Source organism: Halonatronum saccharophilum DSM 13868, assembly GCF_000517025.1.
Lineage (GTDB): Bacteria > Bacillota > Halanaerobiia > Halobacteroidales > Halobacteroidaceae > Halonatronum > Halonatronum saccharophilum.
In genome coordinates, this window is the sequence record NZ_KI912094.1 from 314,456 (window position 1) to 336,857 (window position 22,402).

A 22,402-nucleotide genomic window follows, 5' to 3' on the forward strand; every position below is an offset into this window, starting at 1 on the left:
CTAATACTTTTTATTATAATCAAAATTCTACTAAATACTAAACTACTAAATCTTAAAAATATAAATAGAAGACGATTTATATACTTACTTATATAAGTCATTATATAAGTAAGTATATAAGTAAGTATTTAATATTTATATCTAAATTGATTCAGCAATTAAAATTAAGCCTACTCCCTACAACAAAACTAACAAAAACCATTATTAATTTTATCAATAAAAACAAAAGATGTCAACTTTTTTAGAGAATTCTCTAAAAAAGTTGACATCTAATGTTAAATGTAGGATTATTTAATTATTGGTGATCTGGATCTAACCACACTTCAGTTAATGGGAATTCACCAGTAGCACCCATAAAATAATTATTAACAAAAGGCTTCACTAAACCAACACGAGCATAGTGATAAACTGGAATCCATGGTGCATCATCAACAATGATTCTCTCTGCTTCTTGATAAAGCTCAACTCTATCTTCACCTGGCTCCATACCTCTAGCTTTATCTAACATTTCATCAATCTCTGAGTTACTATAGAAAGCACCATTTCCACCTGGTCCTGCATTTGATGAATGAAATAGCGGATGTAAGAAGTAATCGGCATCAGCATAAGCTGCAATCCAACCTAATCTAAACATCTCAGTATCACCATCATCAACCTTTTCTATATAAGTTCCCCATTCCATATTAATTAATTCAACATCTACACCTATACTCTTTAGATTTCTCTGTAATGCTTCTGCGATACTTTGGTGAGTATCATCAGTATTATAAGCTAACTCATAAGTTCCTGGCAATCCATCAGGGTACCCCGCTTCTGCCAATAACTCTTTAGCTCTGTCTACATCAAAGTTATATCCTTCAATTTCATCATTATATCCTGGCATTCCTGGTGGCAAGATACCCCTTGCTGGAGTAACCGTACCATTCATTAAAACATCTGCAATTATATCTCTATTAATTGCAAAGTTCATAGCTTGCCTTACTTTTTTATCGTTAAATGGTTCTACCTCTGTATTAAACCCAAAGTAATAAGTTCCTAATGTTGGAACATTGATTAACTCTTCTGAAAATTCATCAGAAGTTAATACCCTTTGCATCTGTCCATCAGGAATATCTCCATCTGCCATCTCATAAATGTTACCTTGCTCATACTCAGCAAAGGCCGGAGATGATTCAGAGATTATTCTAAATACTACTTCATCTAAATAAGGAAGGCCATCAATATAATAATTTTCATTTTTAACCAATTCTAGTTGGTGATCATTTCTCCAACTTACAAACTCAAATGGCCCAGCACCTATTGGATTTCTAGTAAAGTCATCTCCATACTCCTTAGCTGCCTCTGGGGATACTATTGAAGCAACCTCCATAGTTAACACTGATAAGAATGGAGTAAATGGCTCAGCAAGAGTAATCTCTACTGTATAATCATCAAGCGCCTTAAGACCACTTACAGCATCTGCTTCTCCATTTTGGAAAGCTTCTGCTCCTTCTACTCTATCAAATAACCAAGCACGTGGTGACTGTGTTTTTGGATCTAATATTCTACTAAAAGAATATACAACATCATCAGCAGTTAGATGATTTCCATCATGGAAATATACATTATCTCTTAAATAAAATGTCCAAGTTAAGGAATCATCACTAATATCCCAATCCTTAGCAATTGCAGGTACTACATTCAGATCTTCATCATACCTTACTAAGCCATCAAAAATATTATCAATAGCTTTAGTTGATGTAGTATCTGTTGCATGAGCTGGATCTAATGTAGGAGGGTCTGAACTTAACCTTCCCATATAAGTTCCACCATACCTTTGATCTTCTGCTATCTGACTTTCTTCTTTAACCTCTTCTTGACCTCCACAACCAACAAGAATAACTAGCATTAATACTAATGCTATACTCATTAAAAAACCTTTTCTTTTAAACATATCTACTACTTCCTCCTCTAATACTTTTTGTACTTTAAATTTAAATATACTAAACTACTCAATTAAATACGATTAAAAACATAACTTGTGACTTATATAAGTCATTTACAGAGTTGAAAAAATAATTTGAAGCAATTTAGTAATAAACAAAATAATAATATCCTAAACTTTTAAGTTCAGGATACTTAGCACACACCTTTAAAGAGATTAATCCTTTTATTAGAATTTATCTACTCACTACTAAACTATCCATACTGCACTTATATACTCAAATATCTTCTTATTTTTTATAAATTCTAAAATAATATATATTAATAATTATACTAGATTTAATTAGAGCTGTCAAGAACCCGATGTGGTAAGTAATGTGATAAATCCCATAATTAAACTATCAACCTAGATTTAAGATCTTTTTAACTACATTTGACTACTTTAAACTTATTTTTACTCTTCGTCAAAATAAGTTCCATCTTATCTGGATTCAAGTATATTATATCTTGACCCACCAAACGACCAGATAGTGATATATCCTTTTCCAAAACTAATAAAAATCTACTTCCTTCTAAGTATTTTGTTAAATCATTTTTAGCTTCTTCAATCCTTATCTTTAAATCAGATATCTTTACATCTCTTCGCTCTCTAAAACGATGAAAATCTTTAACCCCATATTTAGAAAGAAGAAAGATTGTATTTAGCATAATAGGTAAGCCATCTTCTTTAAATAAAACAGACTTCTCTAGAGAATCTTTCTTTTTCTTTACTATATCTTGATATTTACTATAATCATTTAATATCAAAGAATCTTGTACTATCCCCTTTAATCCTCCAGAATCTTCAGCTTTGAATAGATCCAATAAGAGCTCATTTTGCCTACTTCTATTCCCATTACTTTTGGCATATTCTCTTCTTAGCTTGGTAAGCGATAAATTAGCCTCGGAAAGAACTGTCCTGACATAATGGGCTGTCGTTTCGGCAAGTTGAGCTATTCTATCAACCTTTAAGAAAGGATCCTTTTTTGCCAAATAGACAACGCGCTCTTTTTTGGTCAAATCATACAAAATATACTCCTCTACTAATTTACTCATTGAATTGACCTCCTTAAAATAGAACATCCTAAAATTAAATATTTAAAATACTAAGAGTTGAATTATTCTCTTTTTAATTTTAATGACTAGCATTGATCTAAATACTAATCTAAAATTCTCCACTACTCCAAAATTATCATTAACAACTTATATAAATTCATCTTTAAAAATAATTATAATCTAAAACCCTTTGTTTGTCAACTATAAAAAAAACGCGAATGCATAAATATGCAATCGCGTTTTTAATTAATCCACTAAATGGCAAGCTGCAAAATGATCCTTATCCTTTTCTTCAAACTTAGGAACCTCTTTTTTACAAATGTCTGTAGCAAAAGGACACCTAGTATGGAAAGGACATCCTGAAGGAGGGTTTATTGGACTTGGAACATCTCCTTCTAGTATAATCTTTTCTCTTTTAATTTCAGGATCTGGTATTGGAATAGCAGATAATAAAGCCTTCGTATAAGGATGCTTAGGGTTACTATAAAGTTCATCCTTATCTGCCAATTCTACCATCTTTCCTAAATACATTACTGCAACCCTATCACTAATATGACGAACGACACTTAGATCATGGGCGATAAAGATATAAGTTAAGCCAAATTCTTCTTGAATATCTTGCATCAAGTTAACCACTTGAGCCTGTACGGATACATCAAGTGCAGATACTGGTTCATCACAAACGATTACCTTAGGATTAACTGCTAAAGCACGAGCAATCCCAACTCTTTGGCGTTGACCCCCACTAAATTCATGCGGGTATCTATTAGCATAATTTCTTGGCAAGCCAACCTTCTCTAAAAGATCTCTCACCTTTTCTTTTCTTTCTGCTTTAGTACCTATATTATGAATCTTCATCGGTTCAGATATAATCTTCTCAACGGTCATTCTAGGGTTCAAGGAAGCATAAGGATCTTGGAAGATCATCTGCATATCCTTTCTTAACCTTCTCATCTCTTCTTTGCCAGCTTTATGAATATCTGTTCCTTGGAAGACAACTTTACCCTCTGTTGCGTCTAATAAACGTAATAATAAGCGACCAGTAGTTGATTTGCCACAACCTGATTCACCTACTAAACCTAAAGTCTCACCTCTTTTAACATCAAAATCCAAACCATCTACAGCTTTAACAGAGTTTACCTCTCTACCGAAAATTCCACCCTTAATAGGAAAATGCTTCTTTAAATTTCTTACCTTTAATATCACATCATCCATTACTTTCACCTCCTACTTCTTTAAATCTAAATTTTCCCATCTATGACACCTTACATCATGACCTTTTTCCGCCTTCTCTAATTGCGGCTCTTTAGTCATACATTCATCTGTTGCAAAAGGACATCTATTAGCAAACTTGCACCCTTCAGGAAAACTGAAAGGATCTGGTACATTTCCTTCAATCGGTTCTAATCTACCACTATCACCTTCTAAAGTCGGAATTGAGTTTATCAATCCAGCAGTATAAGGGTGTTTTGGATTCTTAAATAGAGTCTTTACATCAGTCTGCTCTACAACTCTACCACCATACATAACTGCTACTTTATCTGCAACTTCAGCAATAACACCCAAGTCATGAGTTATCAACATAATAGCAGTATTGAACTCATCTCTTAACTCTCTCATTAGCTCTAGTATCTGAGCTTGTATAGTTACATCTAAAGCTGTAGTTGGCTCATCAGCTATTAATAATTCTGGATTACAAGATAAAGCCATTGCTATCATAACCCTCTGGCGCATACCACCAGATAATTGATGAGGATGTTCATGTACTCTATCTTCTGGAGCTGGGATACCAACTTTCTCTAGCATACCTACTGCTTTTTTTAAAGCTTCCTTTTTATCTAGACCTTGGTGTAACTGTATAGCTTCTGCTATCTGATCACCAATTGTATAAACAGGGTTTAGAGATGTCATTGGTTCCTGGAAGATCATAGCTATCTCATTTCCCCTTATCTTTCTAAATTCATCCATTGATTTATTTAATATATTCTCACCCTTAAATAATATCTCTCCATCGACAATCTTTCCTGGAGGAGTAGGGATTAGTCTCATTACTGAAGAAGATGTTACACTTTTTCCTGATCCAGACTCTCCTACTATACCTAGGGTTTCACCTTTATTTATACTAAAACTTACCCCATCAACAGCCTTTACTACACCCTTATTTATAAAAAAGTGGGTCTTTAGATTATTTACTTCCAATATCTTTTCACTCATCTTCTCACCTCCATTAATCCTTCATCTTAGGATCTAATACATCTCTTAATCCATCACCAAATAGGTTCAAGCCTAAAATCGTAATCATAATAGCCAATCCTGGGAACCACATCATATATGGATTACTCCTTAGATATGCTCTACCAGTACTTAACATTAATCCCCAACTTGGAGTCGGTGGCTGAGCACCTAAACCTAAGAAACTCAATCCTGCTTCAGCTAAGATAGCACCTGCTACTCCTAATGTAACTGTTACTATAATCGGGGCTAAACAATTTGGTATAACGTGTAAGAATATAATTCTAGCATCATTAGCACCTAGTGATTTAGCCGCTTCAATATATTCTTCTTCTTTCAAAGCCATAACCTGTCCCCTAACTATACGGGCCAACCCTGGCCAACTTATAATACCCAAAGCAATAAATACTTTATCAATACCTGGATCTTGAAATACTGACATAATAGCTATCGCAAATAGGATAAAGGGAAAAGCCAGGAAAACATTGATTAGATATGATATTATTTCATCTACCCAACCACCATAGTATCCTGCCAAGGCTCCTAAAGGAATACCTATACTCAAAGCAATCATCTGAGTAATTATACCTACCATTAATGATATCCTCGTACCATAGACAACTCTACTAAACAAATCACGACCTAATCTATCAGTACCAAAGGGATAATTCCATGTTGGCCCGATTAGTGATAACTCTGTTCTACCATCCTCCATAACAGGAGAGTAAAAAGGATCATGTGGAGCAATAAAAGGAGCAAATACTGCAACTATAACAACAGCAACCATTATTACTAATCCAATCATAGCCATCTTGTTTTTCTTTAGCCTACGCCAAGCATCCTTCCAAGGGCTTTCTACTTTAGCCTCAGGAAGGTTTATATTCTCTTCAATTTCTGTATTTACACTACTCATTTTGAACCTCCTTCTTCCTTCTTCTCTATTCTTTAGTATTTCTCTTAATCTCAATTACTTATCAATCGTATCTAATTCTTGGATCTAAGACTCCATAACTTAAGTCAACCAATAAGTTTACTACAATAAAGATTGCAGCTAAAAACAATACAGTACCTTGAATCAAAGGAAAGTCCCTTCTATTAACGGCATCAATTGCCATTCTACCAACACCTGGCCAAGAGAAAGTTACCTCTGTAAGAACTGTTCCTCCAAGTAGATATCCTAACTGAGTTCCAATTACAGTTATAACTGGTATTAACGCATTTCTTAAGGCATGCTTAATAACTACAACCTTCTCAGATAAACCTTTGGCCCTAGCTGTCTTAATATAATCCTTATCTATTACCTCCAACATACTAGAACGTGTCATCCTAGCAATATGAGCAGCTTGTCTAACTCCTAAAGCTATCGCTGGGAGTACTAAGTGAGCAAAGGTTCCATATCCACCTACAGGCAGAACATTCAAATTTACTGCAAAGATTACAATCAAAATAAGTCCTAGCCAATATACGGGCATCGAGACCCCAATCATAGCTCCTGTCATAAAGAGATAATCCAGAATTGAATTTGGTTTTATGGCTGAGATTATCCCTGCTGTCACCCCTAAGAGAATGGCTATCACCATCGAACTTACTGCAAGCATTGCAGTGGCAGGTAACCTCTCCATTATCATCTCAAAAACCGGTCTTCTTGTTGTATATGATATTCCTAAATCACCTCTAAAAATATTCCCAACAAACCTTCCATACTGAATATAAAGGGGGTCATTTAGCCCCATCTCTTCTCTTATCATCTCAATTGTAGCTGGATCCCCATGGTTACCCATAGCAATTCTTACTGGATCTCCAGGCACAAAGACAAAATTAAGCAAGAAGGTTATTGTAGCAATACCAATTAAGATTGGAACTGCCATAAAACTTTTTCTTATAATGTATGTTAGCATATTTACCACCTTTCCTTTTACATTTTTTACCTTTATTTTCCCTTAAAAATAACCCTATCCTATTAAAAATCCAATAAAATTAGAGCTTATCTTGTTAAAAGATAATTTTTAATTTAATTAAAATAAAGAAATGACAAACAACAGTAACCTTTATTGTATATTAACTTTTTTAAATCTATAAAAAAGCACTATACAAAAAAATAAAAACTTTAACTTAAAATACTATTAGTAAATAAGGGTTAAAGCAACAAAAAATTATCTACTCAAAAGCTACTATCAACTCCACCTCCTGCTTAGATAAATATTAGAATTTAAAATTCTTATTAAATATTATATAAGAAGAACATAATAATTATATATTTTTTGCTTTCTCTTGTCAAATAGATGTCAGACCAATGGGAGATCTTTCTTTTTCCATCAATTTTTTCACTCATATATGTACTTATACCTTAATAAAGTTCTAATGACTCTAGCCACATAATCTCTAGTCTCACCAAAAGGGATATCCTCGACATTTTCATAACTCCCATCCCATACACCTTCTTCTAACCACCTTTTTACATTTCCCTCTCCACCATTATAAGCAGCTAGGACTGTATATAGATTATCAAATCTACCTATTAACTCTTTAAGGTACCAACTTCCAAAACTTATATTAATTTTGGGCTCATAAAGATCCTCAGGAGAGAAATCCTTATATCCAAATACAGTTGATATCCACTTCCCTGTTTTTGGCATAACCTGCATTAAACCTCTTGCTCCTTTAGGAGAAGTGGCCTTGGTTCTAAACTTACTTTCTACATATATTACTGAAATTATCAAATAAGGATCTAAATCATTCTTTTTAGCCTCTTCTACAATTATATCTTCATAGTATATAGGATATACAAGCTTCAGTAAGTTTTTATGGTTTAATATAAGTATAGATATTAAGATAATTATTAATAAAGCAATTATCATTTCTTTAAATTTAATCACCAAAGTCAACACCCCTAAAAATAATTTTAACTTTTTTTAACAATAATATCCCAAAATTCAAAAATTTTATTCTTAAGATCTTTATAATCTCCATTATTTTCAATTATATAATCAGCTTTTTTCACCTTATCCTCTAAATTCATTTGCGACCCTATTCTCTTCTTGGCTTCATCATAGGTCAAAGAGTTTCTTTTCATTAAACGCATAAGTTGAATCTGTTCTTCTACCCACACTACCAAAATTTCATCAAAAAAATCCTGCATTCCAACTTCAAATAATAAAGGAACCTCTGCTACTACTAGCTTAGACTCTCCTTCTATTTTTTTTACCTTAGACTTAATCGCTTCAACTATAACTGGATGCACTAGATTATCGAGAACCTCTTTTTTCTTAGGATCTGAAAAGATAACTTCACCCAAAGTCCCCCTGTCTATCTCTCCTTTAGAATCTAACACCCCTTGACCAAACTCCTTAACCACCTTCTCCCAAAGAATTTGACCTTTAGACATTAATCTATGGGCCAACTTGTCCGCATCTACCACATAAGCACCCAAGTCTTTTAGTATATCAGCAACACTACTCTTGCCCGTAGCTATTCCTCCAGTTAAACCTATCCTCATAGTTTCAACTCCTTTTTATATAGTGTGAGATCAAGAATAAATTAAACTATTAGCCAAAATCTCAAAATCAAAAGCATCAACGCAGACGAAATCTTCGACTAAAATATGACTAAGTTCTGACTAATTCTTTTTTATTCTAATCTCTTGTCTAGAACTTGTCGGCTCTTATCCGAATTTAGTCTGCGTATAAGCCTTTGACCTTGATCTTCTTAAAAATTAAAACTCTCCAACTTACTTTAGAAAATCTGAAAGACCCCTAGAAGAATCAAGATAACCCCAGGTAATAGCTTTATCTTCTCACCAAGTAAAGCCAATTTAAGATTATCACCTAAGTGAATACCACCAAGAAGAAAGATAAACTTAAAGATACAGACAGCTATAGCTGTAAAGATAGGATTATAACCTGTCATTGCTGCTGCAATTCCAGCTCCAAAGGCATCTAAAGCCAAAGCTACCCCTAAGAACAGAGCTTCTTTGGTACTTATCACCCCTGAATAGTCCATATCTGCTTTTAGTGGTTCCTTTAGTATATTAATAATAATACCTAAAGATTCGATCTTAAAGGTAAATAACTCCTTTATATCATTATCCTCTAGATCCTCACCACTGCTATGTAGAAGCTCTACTATAGCTCCATATAATAACCAAATTCCCATCAATGCTAAGAGTATCCCACCAATCCTCTCTGCCCATTGAGGAGAGAAGAGATTACTCAAAAATTGACCAACACTCATAGAGGCAAGCATTGTAACTCCTGAAGCAATACTGATAATCAAAATAGGCAAGAGACTTATCTTGATCTTCTTTAATCCATAAGTAATCCCTACCACAAAACCATCCAAACTGACGGCCATGGCCAATATAATAGCAGGAATAAAGTTCATAACCAGCTCTCCTTTCATACTCTTTCTATACTTACATTAGAATATGAAAGTAAGTGCTAGGTTGTGATTAAATTGCTTTCTCCCAAATATTATAATGCTTACTTAACTCCTCCTTTAAGTCCTGGTACTCTTTAGTTAATTTATCTAATGTTTGTGGGTCATCATATATATCCTGCCCATCAAACCGGGCTTCTAATTCCTCTACTCTTTCCTCTAACTCCATAATCTTAAGTTCTAGATTCTCTAAATCTACACCATCTTTATTCTTATCTTTAATACTAGCCTTCCGTTTTTTTTCTAACTTAGCCTCTCTCTCCAGAGCCCTTTTTCTCTCCTCTTTGGCTTCATATTTTCTTCTATAACTAGAGTAATTGCCATCATATTCTACTATACTATTATTCTCAATAACTAAGACCTTATTTACTAAAGAGTTTAGAAAATAACGATCATGGGATATAATCAGTAACGTACCTGGATACTCCTCTAAAGCCCTCTCTAATATCTCCTTGGATCTAATATCAAGGTGATTTGTAGGCTCATCTAAGAGAATTAAATTAAAGTCTTGGACTGAAAGTTTAGCCAAGGATAACCTACCTTTCTCCCCTCCACTTAAATCTCCAACTGGATTAAATACATCTTCACCAGTAAATAAGAACCGGGCCAACAGATCTCTAGCTTCACTTTTGGTCATATGATAGTCAGCCTTTTGTACCTCTTCTATTAGATTGTATTCAAAGTTAAGGCTTTCATGCTCCTGGTCAAAGTAGCCTAACTTAACCTTAGTTCCAAACTTTATACTTCCAGAGTCCTTCTCCAACTTATCTAGCAATATCTTAAATAAAGTTGACTTTCCACTTCCATTTGGGCCAACTAAAGCTACCTTCTCACCCCGGTAAAGTCTAAACCCTACCCCTTCAAACAAAATTCCATCTTCAAAGGACTTAGTTAACCCCTCAACCTTTAAGACTTCATCTCCGCTTCTAGTTTCACACTTAAATTCTATCTTTGGTAATGAAGTCTTAGGAGGTGGTGGTATTCTCTCTAATCTATCTAACTGCTTCTGCCTTCCCCTTGCCTGTTTACACTTAACTCCTGCCTTATACTTGCGAACGAAAGCTTCGGTCTGGGCGATATACTCTTGTTGTTTTTCATATTCTCTTTGCCAAGTAAGAATTCGATGTGGCTTCTCCTTTAGGTAAAAAGAGTAATTTCCCTTATATTTCTCTAAACGCCCCTTTTCTAGTTCCCAGACTCTATTAACTACCTCATCTAAGAAGTAGCGGTCATGAGAAATAATAAGCACAGCTCCATTATAAGAGTTTAGATAGTCCTCTAACCACTCCTTAGCCTCTAAATCAAGGTGATTAGTAGGCTCATCTAACAGTAGTAGATTAGGTTCTTTAAGTAGTAACTTTGCTAGAGCTGCCCTAGTTTTTTGGCCCCCACTAAAGTTATCAAATTGAGAAGAGAAATCTTCATCACAAAACCCTAATCCTCTTAAAACTCCTTTGATCCTACTATCTATTCCATAGCCCCCACTCTTCTCAAAATCTTCCCTTAAAAGACTATACCTCTTCATCACCTTCTCTAACTCTTCACCCTCGACACTGCTCATCTTTAATTCTAAATCCCTTAACCTATTCTCCAAAGCGAAAAGATCTTCAAAGACACTTAGCATCTCCTCATAAAGGCTAGCAGTACTTTCAAAACCAAACTCCTGTTCCAAATAGCCAATTTCTAAACCGTTGGCCTGTAATATCTCTCCATCATCTAACCACTCTTTATCTATTAAAACCTTAACTAAAGTAGACTTTCCTGCACCATTTTCTCCAATAAGACCTATCCTATCCTTGTTTTGAATTTGAATATTCAAATCTTCAAATAAGACCTTCCCTGGATAGACTTTTCTTCCTTCCCTAATCTCTAATAATCCCATCTTTATTATTCCTTTCTAGGTTGACATTTAGGGCAAAAATGAGTACTTCTCCCCCCCACCTTAATCCTTTCTATAGTAGCGTCACAACTTGGACATTTCTTTCCAGCCCGATCATATACTCTTAAATAATTCTGATAGCTTCCTCCCTGTCCACTAGCATCTACATAGTCCCACTTGGTTGTACCACGATGCTCTATCCCTTCGCTTAAGACCTGGCGAATTGATTTATACAACATCTTTACCTCTTTATCTTCTAAAGAATTTGCTATCCTCAAAGGGTGAACCCTTGCTAAAAATAAGGCTTCATCTACATATATATTACCTAGACCCGCTAAAAACCTCTGATTTAAGAGAAGTGCTTTAATATTTCCTCTTCTCTTAGCTAGAGCCTTCTTAAACCAATCTAAAATAAAATCATCTGCAAGAGGCTCTGGGCCAATCTTAGTTAGACTTCCTGCTTCAGTTAAATCATCAACTAAATAGGTTTTAGTAAACTTTCTTTTACTACCTAACCTTAGCTCATCGCCTTCTTTGAATTTAAAGAAGATATAGTCATATTTATCAACCTTGGTCTCCTTAGAAGCATAAAAGAACCTTCCGGTCATCCGTAGGTGAGTAACTAGATAATAACCATTACTAAGTTCAACTACTATATACTTACCCCGCCTTCTAACTCTATCTATTTTAACACCCTTTAAGATACTTTTAAACTCTTTTACCGAAGGCTTAGCAATCAACTCTTCTTGCTTAACCTCTACATCTATGATCTCTTTATTTAAAACCAAATCTGCTAGCGTATCAACAACTGTTTGTACCTCTGGCAACTCTGGCATAATAACCTCCCCTTTTTATTAGTTGAAAATTGAGAATTGAGAGTTAAGAACAAAAACTAAGAGAAATTTATGCTTTTATGGTTTTTAACTTTCAATTATCAATTATAACCTATCAATTGCTTTTAACAAGTTCTTGCTCGATTAGATTCCAAATTTCCTTGTCCTTCTTCTTTAAAGATATTGGCTTGAAATCTGAACCAACAAAGGGATGGACTGTACTTCCTATTGCTATTAGCTCTCCATCCTCTGATCTGATAATTTCGTAATCAAATTCTATCTTAGTTCTTTTAAGTTTAGATATTTTTGTCTTGATAGTAACTAAATCATCATAACGAGCAGGCGAATGATAATTGCAATGGGATTCTAGTACTGGTAATAGTATTCCCCTATCTTCAAACTCTTTATAGCTCATCCCTTTTTCTCTTAGGTATTCAGTTCTACCAATCTCGAACCAACGTAAGTAATTACCGTAATATACTACCCCCATCATATCCGTTTCTTGATAGGTTACTCGAATCTCGTAAGAACTACCTTTCATATCTTACTTCCTTTCTTTATACATTTTATTTTATACCTCGCAGTAATTTAAATACAAAGGTTTATAGTAATAAAGTGTCACTTTCGTGCCACTAGTAATGGGTAATGAGTGAAGAGTAATGAGTAAAGTCAAAATCTCAAAACCTCTTATAAGTCTTAGGTGACAAAGGGGTTTCTGTTTTTTTAAGGTTTTACCCATTACTCATTACTGATTACTCATCACCAGTAATAAAGCTCCGCTTTATTACTATTTAATTTAACCTTACACTATTGCAAATCCCATGAATCTAAGATACTCTTAACTTCTTCATCCCAGCCCATCCTTACATCTTCGTAGTTATTAAAAGTGTCTTCGTTAGCCAATGAAACTGTAGAACAGATAGGACACTCAATTGCAAAGGAATAATGAGCTGGGTTGGATTCTACAACTTGGTGTAGGGTATCTTGATCACAGATAGGACAATAATAGATACTTGAACTCATATTATTTACCCCCTTCTATCTATTATGATTAACTAGATAGAAGGGAGTATACTAAGTACTAAGCACCACTAATTGCTAATTCTCTCACCTTAAAGGTTGGCGAACCATATGAACCAATACTTGGATTGAACTTTAAATCATTTCCAATTTCCTCAATGTTCTTTAAGAAATCGATTAAATTACCGGCAATAGTGACTTCATTGACAGCTCCTTTGATCTCTCCTCCTTTAATCCATTGGCCCGTAGCACCTACTGAAAAATCTCCTGATATAGGATTTGCACCACCAGTTACTAAACCAGATACCTTATGAAGATAAAAACCATTCTCCACACCTTTAATTATATCTTCAGCTTCTTGATCTCCTGGGGCCAAATAAAAGTTACTTGGCGAAACACTTGGAATCCCCCTATAAGATCCACGACTTGCATTAGCTGTAGATTCTACACCATCCTTATTGGCTGTATAAATATCATAAAGATAATTAGTCAGGATTCCTTCTTTTATAAGATCAGTTTTCTTAGAAGGAACTCCTTCTCCATCAAAAGGTGCTGTTGCCAAACCTTCTTCTAAGCTACCATTATCGATTATATTAACCCTCTCATTAGCAACCGTCTTATCCAACTTTCCTGCAAATAAAGAACGCCCTTTTTGAACCGATTCTGCTGTTAGGGCTTGGGCCAACACATACATAAACATAGCTCCAACCTTTGGAGTAAAGACTACAGGTGCCTTTTGAGACTTAACCTGCTTCCCACCTAAAAGGTCTAAAGCATTTTTGGCCCCTTCCTCCCCAGTCTTAACTGGCGTTAACGCTTTTAAATTCCTACCGTAGGTAAGAGCTGAACCGGTTTGTTTATCCTCTCCATCAGAGGCTAAAACATAAAGGTAAGCATAAGCAATTCCACCCTTATAACTTTGGTCTAAACCTTTAGAGTTGACTATTCTTACCTTAGATATACTATCCCCATACCCTACACTGATAACAGATTCTATCCTTTGGTCATAATCTAAGGCCACCTTCTCTATCTGAAGGGCCAAATCTATCTTATCCTCTGGACTACTCTCTTCTAAGTTGGGATCATATATGTCAAGATCATCATATTCATAATCTCCTTCTGCTAGATCTCGATACTCATCCTCACTAGCAATCTGGGCATTAGCTATTGCTTCTTTAATTACTTCTTCTAACCTTTTTTCATTAAAATCAGCTGTATAAGCAAAGCCCATCTTATTATCTAAAAAAACTCTAATTCCCAACCCCTTGGAATGGGCTGACTCTAAAGATTCTACATCACCTTCATAAACCTCTATAGAATTATCTATAGAACTTTGATAATAAAACTCAACATCTTGGGCTCCTAATTCTTTAGCCTTATCTATTAATTCTAACAGATTTAATCCACTCATGCTAATCACCCTTCCTTTCTGTACCACCAACAGTAATCTGATCTACAAGGACCGTAGGTTGACCAACTGCTGCTGGAACACTCTGACCATCCTTACCACACATACCAGGGGCCAACTCCAGATTATTACCGACCATAGATATTTTATTTAGTACATCTATACCCTTGCCGATTAAAGTAGCTCCCCTAATTGGATCAGCTATCTTACCATTTTTAATCAAATATCCTTCAGCTACTGTAAATACAAAATCACCGGTAGCAGGCTCAACTTGCCCACCACTTAGCTTCTTAGCATAAAGCCCATCATCCACAGCAGAGATTATATCTTCTGGGTTGGATTGGCCCTTATCGATAAAGGTATTGGTCATCCTAGGTATAGGAATGGATCTGTACGAATCTCTCCTCCCATTTCCTGTTGATATTCTATCTTCTTTCCTTGCCGTCTTATAATCATACATATAGTCCTGTAAAATTCCATCCTTTATTAAGACTGTTCGCTGGGCACTCTCACCTTCATCATCAACACCATAAGAACCCCAAGCATTTTTGACAGTTCCATCATCTATAGCTGTAACAACCTTAGAAGCTACCTGCTTTCCTACCTTTCCGGCAAAGATAGAAGAGTTCTTTTGAATAGCATCAGCTTCTAAACCATGGCCACAGGCCTCATGGAAGAGAACGCCTCCAAAACCGTTATTGATAACTACTGGCATCTTAGCCGATGGTGCTGGATTAGCCTTTAACATAGTTACTGCTTGGCGTGCTGCTTCTTTTCCTAACTCTTTAGCCTTATACCTATCAAATAGTTCAAAACCTAAATGTAAACCTGGTCCTTCACTTCCAGTCTGAATCTGCTCTCCATCACTTGCTACAGCTGTAACCATCATTCTAGTATGTACTCTCTCATCTTCAACCAACAAACCTTCAGAGTTAGCTATCAAGACCTTTTGAGTTTTGTCAGCATAAGTAACCATAACCTGTTTTATTAGATTATCATAATTAAGAGCTCCTTTATTAGCTTCTCTCACCAACTCAGCTTTTTGGCCCTTACTTACTTCCATAGGCTTCTTTTCAATTGGGTGGATTAAAGTAATTCCTTTTCTAGTCAAGTCATTAACTGCTAGCTTTGCACTCCCCTGACTTGCAGCCCCTGCTACTTTCGCCGTTCTAAGCAATGACTCCTTAGTTATATCATCGGTATAAGCATAAGAGACTTTATCACCAGAGAGAACCCTTACCCCTACTCCCAAATCATATCCCGTCTTTACATTCTCTATATTAGAATTTTCTAAAGTCAATATATTTCTCACAGAATCCTCATAAAAGACCTCAGCAAAGTCACCTCCACCTTCCAAGGCAACCTGCAAAATCTCTCTAATCAACTTTTCAGATAACATACCACTTACCCCCTTTTAACTGTTAACTTACTAGTGTCAGTGCCAGTGTATGTGTCAGTTAAAATCTAAGTTCTTGAATTTACTGACACTGACACCCACACTAACACTATTTTATCTCCTCCATCTCTTTCCAGTTATCTCCTACCTTAGCATCAACCTCTAATGCAACATCTAGCTCTACAGCAGCTTCCATCTTCTCCTTTAAAAGCTTGGCCGCTTCTTCTATCTCACCTTCTGGTATCTCTAATACTAACTCATCATGAACTTGCAAAAGTACTTTAGCCTCTAACCCTGTTTCTTCTATGGCTTTTACTACATCTAAGGTAGCTATCTTCATAATATCTGCTGCACTACCTTGGATAGGAGTATTAATTGCCATTCTTTCAGCAAAACTACGACGATGGAAGTTCTTACTATTAATCTCAGGCAGATACCTTCTTCTGTCAAATATAGTAGTAACAAAACCTTCTTCCTTAGCTTGAGCAATCTTATTATCCATATACTCCTTCACCTTAGGATAACGAGAGAAGTACAGTTTAATATACTCTTTTGCTTCTTTATTACTTATATTTAAACGTTTTGCCAATCCCCAATCACTGATTCCATAGGCGATTCCAAAGTTTACTGCTTTGGCTCTACGCCTCTCTTCTCTACCTACCTTTTCTAAGGGTATATCAAAGATCTCACTTGCAGTCTTGGTATGAATATCTAAACCTTCTCTATAAGCTTCTTTTAACCCTTCATCATCAGAGATATGGGCCAACACCCTAAGCTCAATCTGTGAATAATCGGCTGCCAAGAGTTTCTTACCTTTCTCTGCTACAAATACGCCACGAATCTGACGACCTTCTTCACTTCTAATAGGGATATTTTGCAGGTTCGGATCGGTACTACTTAGCCTTCCTGTTGCCGTTACTCTTTGGTTAAAGGTTGTATGAATCCTTCCAGTCTGCTCATTTATCCATCCACCTAAAGGGTCTACATAAGTAGACTTTAACTTGGCATAGCTACGATACTCACCTATTGATGGTATGATTTCATGCTTATCCTTTAGCTTCTCTAGAACACTAGCACTTGTAGAATAACCAGTCTTGGTCTTCTTTATTACAGGTAAACCTAACTTTTCAAATAAAATCACCCCTAACTGCTTAGGTGAATTCATATTAAACTCTTCGCCTGCTAGCTGATAGACCTTCTCCTCTAAAGCTTCAATCTTTTCACCTAAATTCTTAGATAATCTATCTAGTTCATCCTTACTAATCTTGATTCCATTTAGCTCTAACCTTGCTAAGACCTTAAGTAGAGGCAACTCAATATCTCTAAAAAGATCTAAAAGTTCATTAGCTTCTAGCTTTGCTAAAAGTTCTTCTTCTAAATCAAAAAGCAACCTCGTCTCTAAAGCTAACAAATCAAGGCCTTCTAAGTCTGGAACTCCTCTTTGTAGATGTGCCTCTAATAATTCTCCAAATTCCTTCTCCTTTTCGCTTGGCTTTAATAGATAATCGGCAAGTAAAGGTTCAAAGACTAGATTAATATCCTCGATACCTTTGCTTAAAAGATATCTAATCTGCTCTTTGCCTTCTAACATTATAATCTCTCTTTGAGCCAACAATTCACTTATTTCTTCTAGAATTTGCTCTTCACTAAACTCTAAGTAATAGTCCTTGTTATCACCTGCTGAGATAAAGACTCCATCTAAAGTAGGATTAAGCGTTGGCCCGTCTAACTTTAAAGATATAGCCAATCTCCCCTCTAAATCTAACTTCTTAGACTCTTCTAAAGAATCGATTTTAATATAGTCAACCTCTTCTACTTCTTTATGCCCACCAATCTGAGAGACTAAACTCCCAAACTCTAAATCCATAAAAGTATCATAGACCTTATCACTATTTAAAGGGGATAAGTCTAAATTATCAAAATCAACCTCCATAGGAACATCTACCTTAATTGTTGCTAATTCCTTGCTCAATATTGCCCTGTCAGCCTGCTCTTTTAAGGTAGCTTTTCTCTTCTTGCCACCTACTTTATCTATATTATCTAAAACACCTTCTAATGTATCAAACTGATGCAACAACTTAGTTGATGTCTTATCTCCAATTCCATCAACACCTGGTATATTATCAGAAGAATCACCCATTAAACCTTTTTTATCAATCAACTGTTTGGGTTCTAGCTCATAATCTTCCCTAAACTTATCTAAAGTATAATCAACAATATCAGTAATCCCTCTTCGAGTATACATAACTTTAATATTAGGGCTGATAAGTTGCAATGCATCTCGATCTCCTGTAACTATAACCACTTCATAGCCTTCTTTTTCCCCTCTCTTAGCTAAAGTACCAATTAAATCATCAGCCTCAAAGCCCTCTTTAGCAAAGACGGGAACCTCCATTGCCTCCAAAACATCTCTTACCATCTTAAATTGGGGTCTTAACTCATCAGGCGTCTTCTCCCTTGTTCCTTTGTATTCATCATAGGCCTTATGACGAAAGGTTGGTGCACCTAAATCAAAAGCTACCCCTATAGAGTCTGGCTCTTCATTTTCAACCAATGATAAGAACATTTTAGTAAATCCATAGACCGCATTGGTAATAGTTCCATCAGACTTGGTTAAAGTCGTAGGTAGAGCATAAAACGCTCGATATGTTAAACTGTTTCCATCTAATAAATATAACCTCTTTTTACTCAATTAAAATTCCTCCTTGTTGTTAGCTATCAGCTTTCAGCTATCAGCCGTCAGCCCAAAATTAAAATCTAATATCTTTTCATCGATTCTTGATTAGATTTTAACTATCAATTTTCAACTATCAATTATCAATTGACCTATATCTTATTTCCATAAAAAACCCTCATATCCTGCAAAGAGTCCAATTAACGCTACTTATTATACCCTTTTTTCTCTTTAATATGAAGTTGGGCATAACTTGTATGAAATAATTTGAAAAGCTTAGCACTGATAAATAATAATAAGAGACGATTAGGTCTGATTTAATCTTAAAGATGTGGGAGTGTGTGTAGTGAGTGTGAGTTTAAGAGCAAATTCATCAAACAAGTATATTTATTCTTATTTAATCTTTTACTCACACACCTAACTTCCATTTTTTTATATGACCTTTATCCGCTCTCATCAGGTTTAATCAGTGCAAATGCCTTTATTATTTATATTATTAAAAATTAAAATATAAAGGCTTGACGCAGACAATATCTCGACTAAATCTTCGACTAAAATCTGACTAGACCTTTATTGAATTTATTTTTAATCTCTTGTCCCGACCTTGTCGGTACTTGTCGTAACTAGTCTGCGTAAAAGCCTTTTGGTTTTTATTTTCTATCTATATTCTTTAATTTGAATCTTCTTTCCACAATTTACATAAAGGATATTATAGATATACTTCTTCTTCTATGTTATTATTTTAGTTGTAGATTGAAAATTAGAAAGGGGTACTATAGGATGCCGAAGAGAATTTTAACAACTTTCCTAACTGTATTTATGATATTGGCGTTGGCCCTTCCAGCTATGGCTTATCGTCCACAAGACGTAGCAACGAACCACTGGGCATTAAGGTATATTAGTCCTTTATTGGATGATAGTGTTATGTATGTTTATGAAGATGGAAATTTCTATCCTAGCCAAGAGATTACTAGAGGAGAATTTGCTTATTCATTAGCAAGAGCATTAGAGCTACAACCTTCAATGATTTCAGAAATGAGTGATATTAGCAATCACCATGCTAGGGGTTATATCTCTGTTTTGGTACAAGAAGGGATTATTACTGGTTACGAAGACAATACTTTCCGACCATATAATAAGATTACACGTGCGGAGATAATTACAATGTTGGGAAGAAGCTTAAGTTTAGATGATAGAGAAAAAGGTATGAAATTAAATGAAAACTATTATAGTGACCTTAACCAAGATCACTGGGCGGCTAATCTCATTTCCTTATCTAGCCGTTTAGGATTGGTAGACGGTTATCCTGATGGTACTTTCAAGCCTAATAATCATATTACAAGGGCTGAAAGTGCAAAATTATTAGAAGAGCTTAGAAATCTAACTATAATAGAAGGAGAGATCAATGAAACTTATCCTATCTCAAGAATGCTAAGGGTTAATGCTAATGGTAGATCAGAGAATTTTAGAGTTAATTCAAATTCGTTGATCGGTAGAAATAACCGTTTTGTCAATTTAGATGAAATGCTTATCTCAGACAAGGCTTATATGATCTTAAATGATAGCAATGAAGTGATTTATCTTAAAAGTTATGGCTTAGTAACTCAAGAGGATATTGCCCAAGAGGCAAGTGATCTTACAAATAATATCTTAGGTGCTGATGAATTGATCTCTATTGTTGAAGGAGATTGGGAGTCTGTTACTCCAAGAATCGAACAAGAGGTTATCACTTCTTTGATTGATCAAGGACTAACTATGAATGAAATCCAAGCTCTAATGGATAGAGACTGGGAACACTTAGAAGAGTCAGGTAGAGAGAGGTTAATTGAAACTATCTCTATGGTTACAGATATGCCTAAAGATCTAATTGTAGCCATCTATAATAGAGATTGGGATGCAGCTAGAGACGTTGCACAAAATACTGCTATTACAAGATTGCTAACAGAAGTTATGTTAAGTAGTTCATGGCTGTCGTAACAACTAGTTACTAGCTACTGGCTATTGGTCTTTAGCAAAAACTCAATAAGCAAGAGGGGCTACCCTCTTGCTTATTACTAAATTTTTCTTTGAAATTAATCAAATTTATTCTTGCATTAAATTTAGGTCTATGGTATTATATTAATTGTCGGTAAGGAAATTAACTAAATATTGTGCCGAAGTGGCGGAACTGGCAGACGCGTTGGATTCAAAATCCAATGGTCCTTGTGGCCTTGTGGGTTCGAGTCCCACCTTCGGTACCATTTAATTCATTCAATCCTAAGGGATTGGATTTTTTATTTTTTGATGAATTATGATAGTTAAATAAGATTCCACTCAAATTAATTACATATTTTATCCTATAAACAAATAATCTGGCTTACAAATTTCTTTAGCTGAGGCATCATTATTATCTAATATCTGTAAATATTTCTGATATGTATAGTTAATAGAGTTTAAAATTTCTCCAATAGTTGATTCTGGATTTTTATTCTTATAATAAATAATAAGCCCCAATAAACTATGGTTATATTGATACAATCGCAAAGATTTATGATCTAAATTAGACTTTATTTCTTTACTAGAATGAATTAAAATGTTTCTAATCCTATAGATCCTAATCAAATCACACCTTATCTCTTCTTCTTTTATTTTAATAAATCTAGATCTAAATTCAGAATTAGATAAAATCATTCCAATCTCAGCAATATCTCTTTTAAGAACATCATTAAAATCAAAATCTTTAATTAGTGAATGTCCTTTTTTCAAAATAAAAGATGTTAACTTTTCAAAATCATAATAATATTCACTAGTTTCTTGTTTACATTCTTCAATAAAATCATCTACTATTTTTATTTTTCTATCTTTAAAATTAAATAATCTATACCAAAATATATTTAATTTATCTTTGAAAATATATAAACATACTAATTTAGGTATTATATCTTTAACCTTTGATATAATACTTAATCCCTCATGAAAAGTAAGTGTATATTCTAAAACTGCCCAAAGATTTATTAATCGATTTTCCTGTAATTCTTCTTCTTGATTATTAATTATATTTAATGCTCTTTGTAAATTAAATATCTCTTTTTTATCTAATCTCTTCATATATACCCTATCTCTATAGCTAATAAAATCTTTAATATCTTCTTTTTCTTTTTTAGCAAGACTTGAAAATAATACTTTCTTATCATACGATTCCATACGTAATTTAATATATTTCTTATTATTAATATTAGCCAGAGTTTTATTTTGTATAGTAATATCTTTTTTCTCATCGTTTCTGGTAGTGTCAATAATTTTGTGTAAATAAATTTATTGGTATCGCTCCTCAAAAAATTGTTGAAGTTTTTCTTGTGCAATCTTATATCCTTTCATTATTCTATTAGACCACTTTTCATTATAATGATTTACTTGCAAGTAAATGAGTTTTTCAGCTGCTTCTAAATTAGGTAAACTATTAGTTGTTTTTGTTCTTTTTCTAATTTCTTTATTAGTTCTTTCTATCCAATTAGTAGTATAAATTGAT

General features: G+C 34.5%; 19 protein-coding genes and 1 tRNA gene. 2 read left to right on the forward strand and 18 right to left on the reverse strand.

Features of this window, described 5'->3' with window-relative positions; translation table 11 throughout:
- Nucleotides 1-295: 295 nt before the first annotated feature.
- From HALSAC_RS0105065 to polA, 16 genes are all read right to left on the reverse strand, one after another.
- Nucleotides 296-1,933, reverse strand: coding sequence for an ABC transporter substrate-binding protein (locus tag HALSAC_RS0105065; RefSeq protein WP_027339340.1), 1,638 nt, complete (start codon nt 1,931-1,933; stop codon nt 296-298).
- A gap of 413 nt (nt 1,934-2,346) precedes the next feature.
- On the reverse strand, nt 2,347-3,018 hold the full coding sequence (locus tag HALSAC_RS0105070; RefSeq protein ID WP_027339341.1) for a hypothetical protein: 672 nt from the start codon (nt 3,016-3,018) through the stop codon (nt 2,347-2,349).
- Between the two features lie 246 nt (nt 3,019-3,264).
- Complete coding sequence (locus HALSAC_RS0105075; RefSeq protein WP_027339342.1) at nt 3,265-4,233, reverse strand: ABC transporter ATP-binding protein; 969 nt, start codon at nt 4,231-4,233, stop codon at nt 3,265-3,267.
- 12 nt (nt 4,234-4,245) lie between these two features.
- The gene (locus HALSAC_RS0105080) at nt 4,246-5,232 is read right to left on the reverse strand and encodes an ABC transporter ATP-binding protein (protein WP_027339343.1); all 987 of its coding nucleotides are present in this window, start codon (nt 5,230-5,232) and stop codon (nt 4,246-4,248) included.
- Nucleotides 5,233-5,245: 13 nt separating this feature from the next.
- The gene (locus HALSAC_RS0105085) at nt 5,246-6,163 is read right to left on the reverse strand and encodes an ABC transporter permease (RefSeq protein ID WP_051412088.1); all 918 of its coding nucleotides are present in this window, start codon (nt 6,161-6,163) and stop codon (nt 5,246-5,248) included.
- Between the two features lie 61 nt (nt 6,164-6,224).
- Nucleotides 6,225-7,148 carry a nickel ABC transporter permease gene (gene nikB / locus HALSAC_RS0105090; protein WP_027339345.1) on the reverse strand — a complete coding sequence of 308 codons (924 nt, stop codon included), beginning with the start codon at nt 7,146-7,148 and terminating at the stop codon, nt 6,225-6,227.
- 426 nt (nt 7,149-7,574) lie between these two features.
- Nucleotides 7,575-8,126, reverse strand: coding sequence for a lytic transglycosylase domain-containing protein (locus HALSAC_RS0105095; protein ID WP_245579440.1), 552 nt, complete (start codon nt 8,124-8,126; stop codon nt 7,575-7,577).
- Nucleotides 8,127-8,152: 26 nt separating this feature from the next.
- The gene (gene coaE / locus HALSAC_RS0105100) at nt 8,153-8,746 is read right to left on the reverse strand and encodes a dephospho-CoA kinase (RefSeq protein ID WP_027339347.1); all 594 of its coding nucleotides are present in this window, start codon (nt 8,744-8,746) and stop codon (nt 8,153-8,155) included.
- 236 nt (nt 8,747-8,982) lie between these two features.
- Nucleotides 8,983-9,630, reverse strand: coding sequence for a sporulation membrane protein YtaF (gene ytaF / locus HALSAC_RS0105105; RefSeq protein ID WP_027339348.1), 648 nt, complete (start codon nt 9,628-9,630; stop codon nt 8,983-8,985).
- Between the two features lie 67 nt (nt 9,631-9,697).
- Nucleotides 9,698-11,566: an ABC transporter ATP-binding protein gene (locus HALSAC_RS0105110; protein ID WP_027339349.1), complete on the reverse strand. Its 1,869-nt coding sequence runs from the start codon at nt 11,564-11,566 to the stop codon at nt 9,698-9,700.
- Nucleotides 11,567-11,571: 5 nt separating this feature from the next.
- Nucleotides 11,572-12,399 (reverse strand): DNA-formamidopyrimidine glycosylase, encoded by an 828-nt coding sequence (mutM, locus tag HALSAC_RS0105115; protein WP_027339350.1) that lies wholly within the window; start codon nt 12,397-12,399, stop codon nt 11,572-11,574.
- 112 nt (nt 12,400-12,511) lie between these two features.
- Nucleotides 12,512-12,937, reverse strand: coding sequence for an acyl-CoA thioesterase (locus HALSAC_RS0105120; protein WP_027339351.1), 426 nt, complete (start codon nt 12,935-12,937; stop codon nt 12,512-12,514).
- A 266-nt stretch (nt 12,938-13,203) separates the two neighbouring features.
- The gene (locus HALSAC_RS0105125; protein ID WP_027339352.1) at nt 13,204-13,419 is read right to left on the reverse strand and encodes a hypothetical protein; all 216 of its coding nucleotides are present in this window, start codon (nt 13,417-13,419) and stop codon (nt 13,204-13,206) included.
- Between the two features lie 58 nt (nt 13,420-13,477).
- Complete coding sequence (locus HALSAC_RS0105130) at nt 13,478-14,827, reverse strand: TldD/PmbA family protein (protein ID WP_027339353.1); 1,350 nt, start codon at nt 14,825-14,827, stop codon at nt 13,478-13,480.
- A gap of 1 nt (nt 14,828) precedes the next feature.
- Complete coding sequence (locus HALSAC_RS0105135) at nt 14,829-16,223, reverse strand: TldD/PmbA family protein (protein ID WP_027339354.1); 1,395 nt, start codon at nt 16,221-16,223, stop codon at nt 14,829-14,831.
- Between the two features lie 106 nt (nt 16,224-16,329).
- Nucleotides 16,330-18,912, reverse strand: coding sequence for a DNA polymerase I (gene polA / locus HALSAC_RS0105140; RefSeq protein ID WP_027339355.1), 2,583 nt, complete (start codon nt 18,910-18,912; stop codon nt 16,330-16,332).
- A 762-nt stretch (nt 18,913-19,674) separates the two neighbouring features.
- On the opposite strand from polA, the gene HALSAC_RS0105145 reads away from it, so the two are divergent.
- Both HALSAC_RS0105145 and HALSAC_RS0105150 read left to right on the forward strand, forming a co-directional pair.
- A complete protein-coding gene (locus HALSAC_RS0105145) occupies nt 19,675-20,871 on the forward strand; it encodes an S-layer homology domain-containing protein (RefSeq protein ID WP_027339356.1) in 1,197 nt (398 codons plus the stop codon).
- A gap of 175 nt (nt 20,872-21,046) precedes the next feature.
- Nucleotides 21,047-21,134: transfer RNA gene (locus tag HALSAC_RS0105150), tRNA-Leu, on the forward strand.
- Nucleotides 21,135-21,225: 91 nt separating this feature from the next.
- Here HALSAC_RS0105150 and HALSAC_RS0105155 read toward each other — a convergent pair.
- Complete coding sequence (locus HALSAC_RS0105155; protein WP_027339357.1) at nt 21,226-22,077, reverse strand: hypothetical protein; 852 nt, start codon at nt 22,075-22,077, stop codon at nt 21,226-21,228.
- Between the two features lie 111 nt (nt 22,078-22,188).
- A partial coding sequence (locus HALSAC_RS17035) for a transposase (RefSeq protein WP_169730084.1) occupies nt 22,189-22,402 on the reverse strand: 214 nt, incomplete at its 5' end.